Origin of the sequence: Acetobacter vaccinii, assembly GCF_008365315.1 — a bacterium.
In the GTDB taxonomy this organism is placed as follows: domain Bacteria; phylum Pseudomonadota; class Alphaproteobacteria; order Acetobacterales; family Acetobacteraceae; genus Acetobacter; species Acetobacter vaccinii.
In genome coordinates, this window is sequence record NZ_CP043506.1 from 1,607,062 (window position 1) to 1,622,517 (window position 15,456).

At 58.2% G+C, this 15,456-nt stretch carries 13 protein-coding genes; 12 read left to right on the forward strand and 1 reads right to left on the reverse strand.

Annotated features, from left to right (window positions below):
• The first annotated feature begins 5 nt into the window (after positions 1–5).
• From FLP30_RS07265 to FLP30_RS07290, 6 genes are all read left to right on the forward strand, one after another.
• The gene (locus FLP30_RS07265; protein WP_149279221.1) at positions 6–290 is read left to right on the forward strand and encodes a sarcosine oxidase subunit delta; all 285 of its coding nucleotides are present in this window, start codon (positions 6–8) and stop codon (positions 288–290) included.
• Positions 287–3,319 (forward strand): sarcosine oxidase subunit alpha family protein, encoded by a 3,033-nt coding sequence (locus tag FLP30_RS07270; protein ID WP_149279222.1) that lies wholly within the window; start codon positions 287–289, stop codon positions 3,317–3,319. Before FLP30_RS07265 ends, FLP30_RS07270 begins: the two co-directional genes overlap by 4 nt.
• Complete coding sequence (locus FLP30_RS07275) at positions 3,312–3,899, forward strand: sarcosine oxidase subunit gamma (RefSeq protein ID WP_149279223.1); 588 nt, start codon at positions 3,312–3,314, stop codon at positions 3,897–3,899. The genes FLP30_RS07270 and FLP30_RS07275 overlap by 8 nt, the downstream gene beginning before the upstream one ends.
• 4 nt (positions 3,900–3,903) lie before the next feature.
• Positions 3,904–4,782, forward strand: a complete 879-nt coding sequence (gene purU / locus FLP30_RS07280) for a formyltetrahydrofolate deformylase (RefSeq protein WP_149279224.1) — start codon at positions 3,904–3,906, stop codon at positions 4,780–4,782.
• A 23-nt stretch (positions 4,783–4,805) separates the two neighbouring features.
• Positions 4,806–5,684, forward strand: a complete 879-nt coding sequence (locus FLP30_RS07285; RefSeq protein ID WP_149279225.1) for a bifunctional 5,10-methylenetetrahydrofolate dehydrogenase/5,10-methenyltetrahydrofolate cyclohydrolase — start codon at positions 4,806–4,808, stop codon at positions 5,682–5,684.
• Between the two features lie 201 nt (positions 5,685–5,885).
• A complete protein-coding gene (locus FLP30_RS07290) occupies positions 5,886–6,311 on the forward strand; it encodes a GNAT family N-acetyltransferase (protein ID WP_149279226.1) in 426 nt (141 codons plus the stop codon).
• A gap of 14 nt (positions 6,312–6,325) precedes the next feature.
• On the opposite strand, the gene FLP30_RS07295 is transcribed toward FLP30_RS07290, so the two are convergent.
• Positions 6,326–7,372: a helix-turn-helix transcriptional regulator gene (locus FLP30_RS07295; RefSeq protein WP_168200064.1), complete on the reverse strand. Its 1,047-nt coding sequence runs from the start codon at positions 7,370–7,372 to the stop codon at positions 6,326–6,328.
• A 371-nt stretch (positions 7,373–7,743) separates the two neighbouring features.
• Here FLP30_RS07295 and FLP30_RS07300 point away from each other — a divergent pair, with 371 nt between their 5' ends.
• The 6 genes from FLP30_RS07300 (at position 7,744) to FLP30_RS07325 (ending at position 15,364) form a co-directional block, all read left to right on the forward strand.
• The gene (locus FLP30_RS07300; RefSeq protein WP_149279228.1) at positions 7,744–9,993 is read left to right on the forward strand and encodes a DUF1989 domain-containing protein; all 2,250 of its coding nucleotides are present in this window, start codon (positions 7,744–7,746) and stop codon (positions 9,991–9,993) included.
• Positions 9,994–10,046: 53 nt separating this feature from the next.
• Positions 10,047–11,420: an NAD(P)-binding domain-containing protein gene (locus tag FLP30_RS07305; protein WP_149279229.1), complete on the forward strand. Its 1,374-nt coding sequence runs from the start codon at positions 10,047–10,049 to the stop codon at positions 11,418–11,420.
• 184 nt (positions 11,421–11,604) lie between these two features.
• Positions 11,605–12,738 carry an aminomethyltransferase family protein gene (locus FLP30_RS07310; RefSeq protein WP_149279230.1) on the forward strand — a complete coding sequence of 378 codons (1,134 nt, stop codon included), beginning with the start codon at positions 11,605–11,607 and terminating at the stop codon, positions 12,736–12,738.
• 56 nt (positions 12,739–12,794) lie between these two features.
• On the forward strand, positions 12,795–13,346 hold the full coding sequence (locus FLP30_RS07315) for a dimethylamine monooxygenase subunit DmmA family protein (RefSeq protein WP_149279231.1): 552 nt from the start codon (positions 12,795–12,797) through the stop codon (positions 13,344–13,346).
• Positions 13,339–14,289, forward strand: coding sequence for a PDR/VanB family oxidoreductase (locus tag FLP30_RS07320; RefSeq protein ID WP_149279232.1), 951 nt, complete (start codon positions 13,339–13,341; stop codon positions 14,287–14,289). Before FLP30_RS07315 ends, FLP30_RS07320 begins: the two co-directional genes overlap by 8 nt.
• Positions 14,290–14,299: 10 nt before the next feature.
• Positions 14,300–15,364, forward strand: a complete 1,065-nt coding sequence (locus FLP30_RS07325; protein ID WP_149279233.1) for a heme-dependent oxidative N-demethylase family protein — start codon at positions 14,300–14,302, stop codon at positions 15,362–15,364.
• Positions 15,365–15,456 lie beyond the last annotated feature (92 nt).

Sequence of the window (15,456 nt, forward strand, 5' to 3'; positions counted from 1 at the left end):
GTGCCATGCGTCTGACCTGTCCTTTCTGTGGCTCTCGTGGTCATGAGGAATTTACCTACAAGGGTGACGCCACCGTGCGCCGCCCCACCGGGGATGCCAGCGCCGAGGCGTGGGTGGATTACGTATATATCCGCGACAATCCCGCAGGCCCGCACCAGGAGCTGTGGTACCATGGCTCCGGCTGCCGGTCCTGGCTGGTGGTAACCCGCGACACACGCACCCATCAGGTGCTGGATGTGCGCGCCGCGCGTGATGTAGCACTTTCTGAACGTAAGGGAGACGCGGCATGACGACCGCTTCCGTCCTTTCCCCGCTGCCGCCCGGTTCATCGCAGCCCCTGCGTGTCGCGCGTGGCAATGCGGTGGATACAAGCCGCAGTGTCGAGTTTGTGTTTGACGGGCAGCGCCTGAAAGGCCACCCGGGGGACACGCTGGCCTCTGCCTTGCTGGCCAATGGCGTGCGGCTTGTTGGCCGTTCCTTCAAATATCACCGCCCGCGTGGCATTCTGTCCGCAGGGCCGGAAGAGCCTAATGCTCTGGTGGAACTGCGCGAAGGTGCCCGGCGCGAGCCCAATACCCGCGCAACCGTTGCGGAACTGTTTGATGGCCTTGTGGCCAGCAGCCAGAACCGCTGGCCATCGCTGGCGTTTGATGCGCTGGGCATGAACGGTCTGTTTTCCTCAGTGCTGGGGGCGGGCTTCTACTACAAGACATTCATGTGGCCTGCGGCATTCTGGGAAAAGGTGTACGAGCCTGCCATCCGCCGCGCCGCAGGGCTTGGCCGTGCCGCAGACGAGGCCGATCCCGACCATTACGAAAAAGCCACAGCGTTTTGCGATGTGCTGGTGGTTGGCAGCGGGCCTGCGGGCCTTGCCGCAGCCCTTGCAGCCGGGCGCTCTGGCGCGCGCGTTATCCTGTGTGAGGAAGACAGCGTAACCGGTGGCCGCCTGCGGGCGGAACAGGGGCTGCTGGACGGCAAACCCGGCTGGGAATGGGCCGAGGCCGCCCGGCAGGAACTGGAGGCCATGCCCCAGGTCCGGATCATGACCCGCACCTGTGTGTTTGGCACCTATGACGGCGGCACTTATGGCGCGTTGCAGCGGGTGGCCGACCACCTGCCTGTGCCTGCCCTTGGCATGCCCCGCCAATGCCTGTGGCGGATTATCGCCAAGGAAAGCATTGTGGCGGCCGGTGCGATTGAACGCCCGGTAGTGTTCCCCAACAACGACCGCCCCGGTGTCATGCTTGCGGGCGCTGTGCGGACCTATGTCAATCGCTTTGGCGTGGCTCCGGGCCGTCGTGTGGTGGTTTACACCTGTAACGACGATGGGCTGCAAACCGCGCTGGACCTGCGCCGGGTTGGCGTGTCGGTGGCCGCTATTGTGGACTCCCGCCCAGCCAACGAGGGCCGGGGTGCGGCTGTCGCGCAGGACTGTGGTGCAGAGTTCTTTGCCGGTGGGGCCATTGCCGATACGTATGGCCGCATGGGTGTCAAATCCGTGCTTGTGCGTGATGCACAGGGCAAGGCGCGGACAATCGCGTGTGATCTGGTGGCCATGTCGGGTGGCTGGTCTCCTAATATCGCACTGACCACGCATCAGGGTGCCCGGCCGAATTATGATGCCGATATCTGCGCGTTTGTGCCCTCCACCCTGCCGCCGGGCATGATGGTGGCCGGGGCTGCCAAAGGGGTATTTGGTCTTGCTGCCGCCCTGCGGGATGGGGCCGAGGCCGGGTGCCGTGCCGCGCAGCAGTGTGGCTTTACAGCCGTCCAGCCCGATCTGCCTGCCGCGCAGCCGTCGACCTATGCCATCCGTGCACTGTTCCATGCGCTCAAGGGCGTGCCGACATCGAGCAAGGGCAAAGCCTTTGTTGACTTCCAGAACGATGTTTCCGCCAAGGATGTCGGAATGGCCGCGCGGGAAGGCTTTGTCTCGGTCGAGCACCTCAAGCGCTACACCACGCTGGGCATGGCAACAGATCAGGGCAAGACGTCCAACGTCAACGCCCTTGCCCTGCTGGCAGAGGTGACGGAACGCTCCATCCCGCAGACCGGCACAACGCTGATCCGCCCGCCAGTGCAGCCTGTGGCTATTGGTGCCCTGGCCGGTGCCCATCGTGGCACGCATTTCAAGCCCCAGCGGCTTGCTCCCACCCATCAGTGGGCGGAGGAACAGGAGGCCGTGTTTACAGCCAACGGGCTGTGGCTGCGTGCCCAGTGGTACCCCCGTGCGGGGGAAACTAACTGGTTGCAGACCGTCAACCGCGAGGTCAACACCGTGCGTAATGCGGTGGGCATCTGCGATGTGACAACACTGGGTAAAATTGACATCCAGGGGCCGGATGCTTCCGAATTTCTTGAGCGCCTTTATGTCAACGCCTGGAAGAAGCTGCCGGTTGGCCGCGCCCGTTACGGCCTGATGCTGCGTGAGGACGGGTTTGCCTACGACGACGGCACAACCGCCCGGCTGGGTGAGAACCATTATGTCATGACCACAACAACTGCCAACGCGGGTGGTGTCATGGCGCATATGGAACTGTGCCACCAGTGGCTGTGGCCGGAACTGGACGTGCAGTTTATTTCCGTGACCGATGAATGGGCACAGCTTGCTGTTGCAGGACCGAAATCCCGCGATGTGCTGCGCCAGATTATCGACCCTGAGTTTGATCTCTCGAACGAAGGTCTGGGCTATATGGGCGCGCGGGAGGTCACGCTGTGCGGCGGGCTTGAGGCGCGGCTCTTCCGCCTGTCCTTCTCTGGTGAGTTGGCCTACGAAGTTGCGGTGCCTGCCCGGTATGGTGATGCCCTGGCCCGCAAACTGATGGAAGTTGGCGCACCATACGGCATTGCACCTTATGGGACGGAAGCCCTTGGTGTCATGCGTATTGAAAAAGGGCACCCGGCCGGGCCGGAACTGAACGGCCAGACCACAGCGCACGATCTGGGCATGGGCCGTATGCTGTCCACCAAAAAGGACTTTATCGGCCGCGCCATGGCCCAGCGGGCGGTGCTGACAGACCCGCAGCGGCCCACACTGGTCGGGATCCAGCCTGTGCAGGCTGATGACATGCTGGTAGCGGGTGCCCACCTGCTGCCAGCAGGGGCCAGGCCTTCGGCCGAGACGGATGAGGGCTGGCTGTCCTCCGTTGCGTGGTCTCCCACCATCGGGTCGTGGATCGGGATTGGCTTCCTCAAGAACGGTCCTGCCCGCCATGGTGAGATTGTTGAGGTCCATAACCCTCTCGCGGGTACGGTTATCAAAGCCCGTGTTGTAAACCCTGTTTTTGTTGACCCTGCGGGAGAGCGCCTCCATGGCTGATATGCTGTCTGTTGCCTCGCCGGTTTCGGCCGAGGTACTTACCATCGGCGGTCTGGAACTGCGTGTGGTATCCACGCTGGATGTTGTCAGCCTTGGGGCATTTGCCGGGGCGCAGCGCACAGCACTGCTGGACCGGGTGCAGGAGCGTTTTGGCGTGGCCCTGCCCGAAAAGCCGGGCTTTGTCAGCACTGCTGATGGTGCGGTGGAGTTTCTGTGGTGCGGGCCGTCCCAATGGCTGGCTATCGCGCCGCAGGGGCAGGGGCTGTATAAGCGCCTGCGGGACAATTGTGGCGATGTCTGCGCCCTGACAACCCAGGGTGACAGCCGTACGGTGCTGCGCCTTTCTGGCGTTGGGGCCGATGTGGTGCTGTCGCGCCTGGTGCCTGTTGACCTTCACCCGCATGCCTTTGCCACCGGGTCCGTGGCCCTTACTCTTGCGGGCCATGTTCCCGTTATTCTCAGGCAGGTGGAAGACAGCCCGGCTGCGTACGACCTGTTCGTGTTCCGGAGTTTCGCGGCTAGTCTGTTTCATGACCTTCATGCCGCCATGAGCGGCGTCACCTCTCAGAATCGGGTTTGAACCAATGACAACACTGTCACCGACTGCCAAAGGCTATATTCTTACCCTGAGCTGTCCTAACCGTCCGGGTATTGTGGCCGCACTCAGCCAGACATTGTTTGAGGCTGGCGCAAACATTACAGAAGCGCAACAATATGATGACACAAGCAGCGGCAGCTTCTTCATGCGCATCATGTTTGATATCGTCACGGGCACCACGTCCGAAGCCGACCTGCGCGCTGTGGTGGACACCATGGCCGCCAAGTTTACCATGGACTATCGCCTGAACAGCCAGTCCTACAAACCCAAGGTGATGATCCTTGTCTCCAAGTTCGATCACTGCCTGGTGGACCTGCTGTACCGCTGGCGCATTGGGGAACTGCCGATCGAACCCGTAGGCATTATCGCCAACCACCCGCAGGATACCTACAAGGATATCGATTTTTACGGTATTCCGTTCCACCACCTGCCCATTACAAAAGACACCAAACCGCAGCAGGAAGCCCGGATTATCGAGCTGGTGGACAGCAGCGGGGCCGATCTGGTCGTGCTGGCGCGCTATATGCAGATTCTGTCCAACGATCTGGCAGCCTCCCTGTCGGGCCGTTGCATCAACATCCACCATTCCTTCCTGCCGGGCTTTAAGGGCGCACGTCCCTACCATCAGGCGTATGACCGTGGGGTTAAGCTGATTGGTGCTACGGCCCATTACGTTACGCGGGATCTGGATGAAGGCCCGATTATCGAGCAGGATGTCGAACGTATTTCCCACGCTGACAGCCCCGATGATCTGATCCGCAAGGGGCGTGATATCGAGCGCCGCGTGCTGGCCCGTGCTGTGCGTTACCATGTTGAAATGCGCACGATCATGAACGGCAACAAAACCATCGTTTTTGTTTCCTGATCGCTGTGAATGAGAGACATGTGATGGAGAACGGGAGCGAAAAGCTTATCAACGGGCGGGCTTTTGCCGCCCGTCTTCGGCGCGATATCCGCGAGGAAGCGCATGCCCTGCATGCGCAACACGGTATTCTGCCCACCCTTGCCGTTGTCATGGTGGGGGAAGACCCAGCTTCTGCCGTGTATGTGCGCAGTAAAGTGCGTGCAACCGAGGAGGCAGGCATGCGCTCGGTTGCGCACCACCTGCCTGGTGATGCCACAGAGGAAGAACTGCTGACGCTGATTGCAGCGCTCAATGCTGATCCCTCGGTGCACGGTATTCTGGTGCAGTTGCCCGTGCCCCAGCAGATCCGGCGTGACGCGGTGCTGGATGCCATTGCGCCTGAGAAGGATGTAGACGGCTTTCATATCGTCAACGCCGGGCGTCTGGCTGTCGGGCGGCGTGATGGTTTTGTGCCCTGCACACCGCTTGGCTGCCTGATGCTGCTCAAGTCTGTCCTGCCGTCGCTGGCGGGGCAACAGGCGGTGGTGATCGGGGCGTCCAACATTGTTGGTCGGCCAATGGCGCAGCTGTTGCAGCAGGAAGGGTGCACAGTGACAGTCACGCACCTTAAAACGCGCGATGTTGCGGCCGAAACCCGGCGGGCGGATATTGTCATTGCTGCCGCAGGTCATGCAGGCCTTGTCCGTGGTGACTGGATCAAGCCCGGTGCCATTGTGATTGATGTTGGCATCAACCGGGTGCAGACAGAAGAAGGCTCCCGCATTGTGGGTGACGTGGCGTTTGATGAGGTCCTGCCTCACGCTGCGGCTATTACCCCGGTGCCAGGAGGTGTCGGGCCTATGACCATTGCCTGTCTGCTGCAAAATACCTTGCATGCAGCCCGCAAGACCCTGTCAGCATAAGGGTTTCTGACCATGGCGGGGGCAGGTTTATGCCTGCCCCTCTGTCGGCTTGGCTGCTGTTGTGCCGTTTGGGGCTTGCAAGGGGTGTCCCGCCGCCTGTTCTTATCGAGGCGGGGCGCGATACCACCTGTTGAGGCCTGCAAATGCCCGGATAGGCTGTTACTTTGTGTTTGAGGAGCAGTCTCTCAGGAAGGGTGAAGCATGAGTGCATGCGTGGTCAGGCGACTGGAAACGTCGGAAACTGTTTCCGCTTATCGGGTTATATCTCAACTCCGCACGCTGGATGAGGATGCCTTTGTCCGCGCTGTACACAGGCAGATGTTTGCGGGTTACGAACTGGTCGGGGCTTTTCTGGCCGGGCGGCTCGTGGGGGTCATGGGCACACGGCCAGTGCATACTCTGGCGCGTGGTGCGTTCTTGCATATTGATGATCTTGTCGTGGATGAGACGCACCGTGGGCAGGGTATAGGCCGCGCGCTTATAGCCTTTGCCGAACAGGATGCCCGCAGCCGGGAAATGAGTGCCCTGTTCCTTGATTCGCGCGATATTGCTGTGCCATTTTATGAAAATCTTGGATTTGGCCTCTATAAATCACCGTCTATGCGCAAGCCAGTCAGCCGGGGCTAACCTGAAGCCTCGGTTTAAGGGGGAGCTGTACGCAGGAGAGCTTGCAGGTGGCTGACAAGCCCCCGTTCTGATGTAACGCCTGCCTTACGGTACAAGCGCTGCCTGTGGTTTTTGACCGTCCCTTTGCTGATCCCCAAAAGCTGTGCAATTTCCCCCGTGCTTCGGCCTTGCAGCAGTAGCTCAAGCAAATCCTGTTCCCGCTGTGTAATGTGCAGGCCCGGCAGGGCGGTCAGACTGGGGCTGCTGGCCTGTGGGGCGCAGGTCAGCAGGTATCCTCCTGGAGCCAGGGGGCAGAGCTGCGGCAGGGCGGCTAAAGTCAGGGAAAAGTCCTGTTCTTCTATGCTGCACGCGGCGTCTTCATGGCGGAGCAGTGTGTGTAGGGCACGGTGCAGGGTGGGGCCATGGTGTGCACTAGCCCGTTGCCAGCCGCTGGTGCTGTGCAGGCGGTTGTAATGCCTGTCGAGCACGAGGGCACCCTGAGGTGCATCGGTATCCGCTACAGGCAGGACATTGCTTAAGCCTTGGAAAATCCGTGTAACATGGGCTTTGTGCAGGCCGTAAAGCAATGGCTGCACCTGTTGTGCCCGGCTGATTTCCTCCTGCGTGAACGGATGATTCATGCGCTGGAGAAACAGCATGATACAGGTGTTGTTAAAAACCGGCAGGATCAGCGCCAGCTCATCTGAAAATCCACATTTTTTCTGGAAAACACTCGTATATTCATGCGGCTTTATGGATTTATCAAGCGTTGAAAGAGCTGCAACCGGCAGGCCACTATACTGGCGGCACAGGTGCCAGAACGGGTCATAACAGCGAAAATGGTTGCTATAGTCCAGGAACGCGGCCGAGGTGACATCGGTTGTGTATAACGTGTCGGGGAGTACTCCCGGCGCGTAGGAAATAATCCAGGACGACTGGTTGGGAATGAGGGCTGCAAAAACCCGCAGCAGATGCTCGTAAAAATCTGTCTGGCCAATATGGCAGGCAACCTCACCAGCCATTGCCAGCCAGGATGGAGCCTCTTGCTGTGGTGTGCTGCCTTGCACCATCAGGGAAGCCATGCTGTTGCCTCCGCGCAGTTGTCCTGTTTCTGAAATTATGAAGGCTGGTGACGTGGGAGCAGTATGGTCCTGCATCACCTGTCATATCCTGCCTTGGGCATGGTATATCAGCGCCCTGTGTGATGTTCGCACAAGGTACAATCTCCGCCATCTCATTGCGGAATCGGATCGTCTGCAAGCAGTCTCTGCGCCTTTGCTCTCTGCTGTCAAGGCAAGGGTGCTTCACCTTATGTTGCAGCCGGTTTTGTGGCCCGTTATGGCTGATTACGGGGCATTTTTTAGCCAATGGTACCAAAAGGCACCATTGAGCAGCGCTCTGGCAGGCCGTTAGGCTTCATTTCGAGATAAAAACATAACGGTGTGGAGGGTGCATGACACTCCTGCTTCCAGATCTCTTGCGTGTGACTCCGCTGCGTGTAGCAGGAGGGGGAACACCTGCAAGATTTGCCGTACAGGCGGGGGAACGGTTTGACCTCGTCAATGTCTCTGGCGGGCAAGCCGCAACCCTGCTGTTTGCCAAGGAGACTGTGCGTGCCGTTGCCGGGGCATTGCTGTCCGCCCCCCAAAGCCCGGATAGCCGCCTGACAGCATTGTGGAGCGGGCAGGAGGGGCAGCCCGTTGCCTGTGCAGTCTTTGGGCCGCAAACCCGTATGGGGGAGCGTGTCGGCTTTGAAGTGCTGCATGATGGTGTGGTTTTTATAGATATTCCCGCCGAGGATATGCTGCCGGAAAACTCCAACCCTCCCGGCTTTCTGGATATTGTGTTTGAACCTGCCCCCGATGGCCGGGTCAGACTGCCAGAACCCTTGGGCGTGGTTACGCAGGAGTTCCGGGTGCCAGCAGCTACGGCTGTCAGCTACAGGGTGGCAAAAGGCGAATACATTCAAATACTGGATGTGGAGGGACGGCAGTGCTCTGACTTTCTGGCCTTTGACGCACAGGCTCTGGCACAGGGTGAGGAATACGGTCTGGACGCCACGGCGACCCGCACAGTGCAGGGCAACGCCATGCCAGTGCCGGGCCTGCGGGGGCGCTTTCTGGACAGTCGGATGCGGCCGTTGGTTGAAATCGTGCAGGATACAGTAGGCCGCCACGATGCCTTTCTGCTGGCCTGCACCGCCAAATATTATGATGACACCGGCTACCCCGGCCATGCCAACTGCACGGAAAACTTCAATGCTGCTCTAGCACCAGAAGGTATTGCGGAGCGGAGTGGGTGGCCCGCCATCAATTTCTTTTTCAATACCGAGGTGCTGGAATGTGGAACAATTGCCAGTACCGAACCTTGGTCCCGTCCGGGTGACTATGTGCTGCTGCGCGCACTGACTGATCTGGTCTGTGCGTCCTCATCCTGCGCGGATGATGTGACCTCGGCCAATGGCTGGGCACCGACCGACATCCATGTTCGTGTTTATGACCGGCACAATATTTTTCCGCATGGGGTAAAACATCGCATGACAGCCGCATCACCTGCTGAAATGACACGGCGGACAGGCTTCCACGACAGTCTGGCGGCACAGGGTGCGCGCTTTGTGGAATACAAGGGGTTCTGGCTGCCCTCCTGCTTTGAAGGCTATGGCCCGGTTGCAGAATATTGGGGCTGCCGCACGCAGGCCTGTATTATGGACCTGTCAGCCCTGCGCAAGTTTGAGGTGACAGGCCCGGACGCCGAGGTGCTGCTGCAAATGGCCGCCACGCGCGATATTCGTAAACTTTCAGTCGGGCAGGTTGTTTATACGGCTCTATGCTATCCCCATGGCGGCATGCTGGACGATGCTACGGTCTTCCGTCTTGGGCCACAGGCGTTCCGTCTGGTCTGCGGGGATGAATATTGCGGGGAATGGTTGCAGGCACTGGTGAGCGAGCATGGGCTTGCCGCAAATGTAAGAGCCTCGACCGACCAGTTGCACAATATGTCGCTCCAGGGGCCGCAAAGCCGGGCTATTCTGGCACCCTTGGTCTGGACAGCTCCGACACAGCCCGACATTGAGGCTCTTAAATGGTTCCGCTTTACCATCGGGCGTATCGGTGGCCCCGATGGTATTCCTGTTCTGGTATCCCGCACCGGGTACACCGGGGAACTGGGTTATGAAATCTGGTGCCACCCCAAACATGCAGCCGCTGTATGGGGGGCAGTCTGGACTGCCGGGCAGGCCCATGGTCTGGTGCCGCTGGGGCTGGAAGCACTGGACTGGCTGCGCATTGAAGCCGGGCTGGCTTTTGCAGCCTATGAATTCTGCCCTGAGACAGACCCCTTTGAAGCCGGCATAGGGTTTGCAGTCCCGGCCTCCAAAACCGAGGATTATGTGGGGCGTGAGGCTCTGCTCCGCAGAAAGCAGCACCCTGCCCGGGTTCTGGTGGGTTTGGAAAGCAGTTCGAATGAACCTCTGGCCCATGGTGATGCCCTGTATGACGGGCGTGCCAGGGTCGGGGTTGTAACCAGCGCCTGCCTTTCCCCAGTGTTGAAGAAAAGCATAGCGCTGGCAAGGGTCGATGTGACACTGGCCGAACATGGCCGAACACTCGAAGTTGGCAAGCTTGACGGAATACAGAAGAGGATTCCCGTCAGGATAACGGCATTTCCTGCCTATGATCCGGAGAAGACAAAAGTCAGATCCTGATACTGATCAAAAGACAATTTTCCAAAAATCATCACAAGGGAGCAGGGTCTATCATGACAGTAAAGCGCATCGCAGTGATTGGCGCCGGCCCGAGCGGTCTGGCTGTTCTCCGCGCCTTTGGGGCTGCCCGCAAGGCGGGCAAGGATGTTCCGGAAATTGTCTGTTTTGAAAAACAGTCAGACCCCGGTGGTATGTGGAACTATACATGGCGCACCGGTCTGGATGAATATGGTGAGCCTGTTCATGCCAGCATGTACCGCTTTTTGTGGTCCAACGGACCCAAGGAAGGTCTGGAATTTTCTGATTATACGTTTGAAGAGCATTTCGGGCGTCCTATTCCGTCCTATCCGCCCCGTTCCGTGTTGCTGGACTATATTGTCGGGCGCATCAAGCGCGATAACCTGCAAGGGGACATGCGCTTCAACACCCCCGTGCGGGATGTGGCGTGGGATGCACAGGCCGACAATTTCCTTGTCACGGCAGAGGACTTGCCGAGTGGGCATGTTTATGCAGAGCGGTTTGATAATGTCATTGTAGCGTCAGGGCATTTTTCCACGCCAAATGTGCCTGTTTTTTCGGGTTTTGACCTGTTTCCAGGCCGTATCCTGCACGCGCATGACTTCCGTGATGCCAATGAATTTGCAGGCAAGGATATCCTGCTGGTTGGCAGCTCCTATTCGGCAGAAGATATTGCCTCCCAGTGTTATAAATATGGTGCAAAATCGATAGTCTTTTCGTATCGGTCAAAACCTCTGGGCTTCAAATGGCCGGATAATTTTGAGGAACATCCTCTTTTGCTGAAGGTGGATGGGAATATTGCCCATTTTCAGGATGGTTCAACCCGCAAGGTCGATGCCATTGTGCTGTGTACTGGCTACAAGCACCACTTCCCCTTCCTGCCTGACAGCCTGAGGCTGAAAACCAATAACCGCCTGTATCCGCTGGACCTGTACAAAGGTGTCTGCTGGGTAGATAACCCAAAAATGTTCTATCTGGGCATGCAGGACCAGTATTACACCTTTAACATGTTTGATGCTCAGGCCTGGTTTGTGCGTGATGTCATTATGGGGCGGCTGGAACTGCCTTCCGGCGCTGACATGACAGCCGACACGCATGCCTGGCGCGCCCGTGAGGAAGCGCTGGAAGATGCGTATCAGGAAATTGACTTCCAGACAGAGTATGTCCGTGATCTCATGCAGTACACGGACTACCCGCCTTTTGACCTTGATAAGGTTGCCCAGCTTTTCAAGGAATGGAAGCACGATAAGGTGGAAGGTATTATGACATTCCGTGACCGCAGCTATCGTTCTGTGCTGACGGGCACCATGGCACCCCCCCATCATACTCCCTGGCTTGATGCGCTGGATGATTCGCTAGAAGCGTTTTTGACCCCACTGGAAGAGGTGCGCGCCAAAGCCGTGGGGTGAGGACAATACTGTCGGTCAGAGCTGATGGAGTAAGTCTTTGACTGATCGCTCACGTTTGGTGTGTATGATAAAAAATATAGTTTTCAGAAAGAATATTTTCATTCATCATTCGGAATGAAAATATGCAGCCCTCAGATCGGTAGTTATCGGGCGCGCTGGAAACTAAACGGGAAAGTAGCAAGGTATGACAACAAGCTGGCGTTCAAGCACTCTTGCAGACCGTCATCGTGCCCTGGGTTCCAGCCTGGAAGACTGGAACGGCATGGCCACGGCCTGGACGTACAACTCCGATGTGCAGGACCACCATGTGGCTGTGCGGAGCAAGGCCGGTCTTATGGATGTATCCGGGCTGAAAAAACTGCATCTTGTCGGGCCGCATGCCTCTGCCATTCTGGATTACGCCACCACCCGCAATGTGCAGAAAATAACGCCCGGTCGTTCAGCCTATGCTGCTGCACTGAATGATGAAGGCAAGTTTATAGACGACTGCATCCTTTACCGTACCGGGCCGAATAGCTGGATGGTCGTGCACGGTGCAGGGGGGCTGCATGACATGCTGTCCGCCGCTGTTGTCGGCCGCAATGCAGCGCTTCTGTTTGATGATGACCTGCACGATCTGTCGCTACAGGGGCCTGTAGCGGTGGATTTTCTTGACCGGCATGTGCCGGGTATCCGGCAGTTGAATTACTTCCATCACATGCAGACAACCCTGTTCGGTGCGCCGGTCATGATCTCGCGCACAGGATATACTGGCGAGCGTGGGTACGAGATCTTCTGCAAAGGGGTCGATGCTCCTAAAATCTGGGATAGTATTCTCGAAGATGGCAAGCCCGATGGGATTGTGCCGGTCTGCTTTACCGCGCTGGACCTGTTGCGGGTGGAAAGTTATCTGCTGTTCTATCCTTACGATAATTCGGAAATGTATCCGTTTGAGCAGGATCTTGCGGGGGACACACTGTGGGAGCTTGGGCTGGACTTTACCGTTAGCCCCGGCAAGACCAACTTCCGCGGTGCCCCGGCGCATTTTGCCCTTAAAGGGCGGGAGCGTTTTAAAATCTACGGGCTACTTCTGGACGGTACTGTCGCGGCAGAGGCCGGGGCCGGGGTGTATGATGGGGAGACCAAGGTCGGTGTTGTGACATGCGGCATGGTCTCAACCCTGACAGGTCAATCCATGGCGCTGGCCCGGATGGATGTGCCCTATGCAACATCAGGCAAAGCCATTGTCGTGCGCTCTGGGCAGGAAACGCTGTCAGGCATAACGCATGAACTGCCGTTTGATGACCCGCAGAAGAAGAAGCGCACCGTCAAAGGCTAACCATCATACCGACTGTCCGGGTTCTGTCTGTTTGTTGAAAAGGAAAGGGCGCAACAGTGATTGTATCGAGTGAACTGCCCTGTGCCGCCCTGAAGTTTGATCCTTCAGGCACCCGGCATCTGTTTGTGCGGGAAAACTCAGCCTGTGTCCGCCCAGCGGGTGCAGAGGTGGGGGGCGTGGCGGTCTGGACAGTGGCGCATGATGGCGCTGCCCTGTCTGACCCGCAGGATATGTGCCTGTCGCTGCGTTCTGTCGCGGCTCTTCTGGAAAGGCTGGAGCGCAGGCTCGCTCAGGAAAAAGTAGGATTGCGGCTTTATGTTGCAGGCAGTGCAACATTTTTGGCTCAGGTTGCCAAAGTGGCAGATGTAGCGGGTCTGGGGGTGGAGGAGGTGCTGTTTGCGCCGCCATCCGATGGCACCCGTCGGGTTATGTGCATTCACTGCGATACTATAACCGAGACAGCAGACAGCACCAGCGTGGTGTGCCAGGGCTGTGGCACGGACCTTTGTATTCGCGAGCATTATTCCCGTCAGATCGGAGCCTATATGGGGGTTGGTGAACCCGCGGCTGTGGTCCGGGCAATGGAGGAGGCCGCGCAACATGGCTAAATCTGGGGTTAAGACCGCCATTATTGCCAGCACGACGCTGCTGACACCCACTCTGCGCCGCTTTGTCCTGCGTGCGCAGGGCTGGTGCTTTCCTGTGCTGTCGGCGGGGAGCCATGTGCTGCTGGGGTTTGGCGGTCCTGAGCGCATGTTCAAAAATGCTTATTCCATCGTCTCCCGCAAGGACGATGGGTCAGAAATTGTTATCATAGTCCGCCGTGCCCCGCAGTCTCGTGGCGGGTCTGTTTTTTTGCATGAACAGGGGAGGGAGGGACTATCTGTTACTATTCTTGGTACAGCCAACCTCTTTCCCATTATGCGCCGGGCGCGCAGGCATGTGTTGTTGTCCGCAGGGATCGGGATTACGCCTTTTCTGGCATATCTTGAGACATTGCGTGCTGGTGGCATGGACTATGTGCTGCACCACTTCTGCCGCCCGGAGGAACGGGAGGCGTTTGAAAGCCTGCTGCACGGGCAGGATAGTGCGTGCGTGCATATACACGACCAATTGCCGGGGGCTGCCGGACTGCGTGAACAACTGGCCAATCAGCCGATAACCACCCATGTGTATTATTGCGGGCCAGAAGGCTTCATGGACTGGGTGGCTGGGGCTGTGCGTGCCGTTGGCTTTGTGCCCGGCAAGGTGCATTCAGAGCATTTCTTTGTGCCAGAAGGCGGTCAACCCTTTGCCGTGGTGCTGGCGCGCAGTGGCCGCACCGTCAACGTTGGTGCGGATGAAACCCTGCTGGAAGCTCTGGAGGCGGCTGATCTGAACCCGCCCTGCATGTGCCGTGGCGGTGCCTGCGGTGCCTGCGCCGTGACGGTGCTGGACGGGCAACCGGACCACAGGGACCATGTGCTGACCGAAGCGGAAAGAACCGCCGCAACAACAATCCTGACCTGTGTCTCCCGCGCGAAGACACAGACACTGACACTTGATCTGTAAGGAAGCCAACATGATAGCCCAGGCCAGTGTAAAGGACAGCTATCGTCCACCATACGGGGTGACAAACAGCCCGGAAACCATCCTGCGGTTTCCCTTCCCCTTTCCCGAAGACAGCTACATGTATTCGATGAATGTCGAGCCGCATGTCAGGGGTGGGCCGGTGGTGGCCATGCAGAACACCTTTGATATTGACGAACATTATGTGGCGGAGTGTACAGAAAAAGCGAGAATACTGGCCGAAGATCCCCGCCGCTGTATTGTAATGCCCCACATGCGTGAGGCCGAGTGGGATTTTGTGGAACTGGCAATGGAAACATTGTCAGAGCAGTATCCAGACTACTTCGCGCTGATGCGTGACGGCGCAAACTGGCATTGGACAAACCGCCTGCTGGGGCTGGAGCAGGCCTTTGTGTTTGGTGATGCGGAGACTTTGCCGCATCCACCGTTTGAATACATGGCCCGCCAGATGCAGGGTGATTTTACCCTGCATGACCAGCGCGAGGACGACTTGTGGATGGATGGGGGAATGGTAACCGCCCAGGCCGACTGGTCCTTGAAGTTTGACCTAGGCATGTCTTTCAGGCAGTGGCACGCCCCTGTGCCCAAAGCTGCGGAACTAGGGGTATTTGATCGCGGCCTGCGTTTTTTGCTGATGCTCCAGCATGGCAAGCCTGTCAGACGGCTGAACTGGACCATGACCATCAACCCACGGTTAGATACATCGCCCGAAAATTACCTTGTGTGGGGAGCGGACAGAGCCTCTGTGACGCCAGACAATGCGCTGGACAAGGTGCATCTGCGGGTAGAATTACAGACGTTGTACCGGCTGCCGCGCTCGCATGCCATTCTGTTTTCCATCCGCTGTTATCTGTTGCCCCTGCGCGATATTGTGCGTGTGCCTAAATGGGGCAGGCGGCTGCACCGTGTGCTTGGCGCGCTGGACCCTGCTTTGTCCAGCTACAAGGGGCTGGATCTGTACCGGCCTACGGTTGTGTCGGTGCTATCACGCTACGATGATGGAGCGGAACTGACCCCCGGTATTCTGCCAGACCTCGCCCAGTTGGAGGATGCCTGAGTGACAGTGCTGTTTGCCGGAGTGGTTTGACAGGCGGGGCGTCAATAATCGTTTAAGCTTTTTATGGGACTTTTTCTGCCAAGGCTATTATG

Bases quoted from the DNA above. Each gene is read 5' to 3' on its own strand.
- FLP30_RS07310 (WP_149279230.1), top strand. From the start codon at position 11,605: ATGACAACAAGCTGGCGTTCAAGCACTCTTGCAGACCGTCATCGTGCC.
- FLP30_RS07290 (WP_149279226.1), top strand. From the start codon at position 5,886: ATGAGTGCATGCGTGGTCAGGCGACTGGAAACGTCGGAAACTGTTTCC.
- FLP30_RS07285 (WP_149279225.1), top strand. From the start codon at position 4,806: ATGGAGAACGGGAGCGAAAAGCTTATCAACGGGCGGGCTTTTGCCGCC.
- FLP30_RS07270 (WP_149279222.1), top strand. From the start codon at position 287: ATGACGACCGCTTCCGTCCTTTCCCCGCTGCCGCCCGGTTCATCGCAG.
- FLP30_RS07305 (WP_149279229.1), top strand. From the start codon at position 10,047: ATGACAGTAAAGCGCATCGCAGTGATTGGCGCCGGCCCGAGCGGTCTG.
- FLP30_RS07320 (WP_149279232.1), top strand. From the start codon at position 13,339: ATGGCTAAATCTGGGGTTAAGACCGCCATTATTGCCAGCACGACGCTG.
- FLP30_RS07325 (WP_149279233.1), top strand. From the start codon at position 14,300: ATGATAGCCCAGGCCAGTGTAAAGGACAGCTATCGTCCACCATACGGG.
- FLP30_RS07295 (WP_168200064.1), bottom strand. From the start codon at position 7,372: ATGGCTTCCCTGATGGTGCAAGGCAGCACACCACAGCAAGAGGCTCCA.
- purU (WP_149279224.1), top strand. From the start codon at position 3,904: ATGACAACACTGTCACCGACTGCCAAAGGCTATATTCTTACCCTGAGC.
- FLP30_RS07300 (WP_149279228.1), top strand. From the start codon at position 7,744: ATGACACTCCTGCTTCCAGATCTCTTGCGTGTGACTCCGCTGCGTGTA.
- FLP30_RS07275 (WP_149279223.1), top strand. From the start codon at position 3,312: ATGGCTGATATGCTGTCTGTTGCCTCGCCGGTTTCGGCCGAGGTACTT.
- FLP30_RS07265 (WP_149279221.1), top strand. From the start codon at position 6: ATGCGTCTGACCTGTCCTTTCTGTGGCTCTCGTGGTCATGAGGAATTT.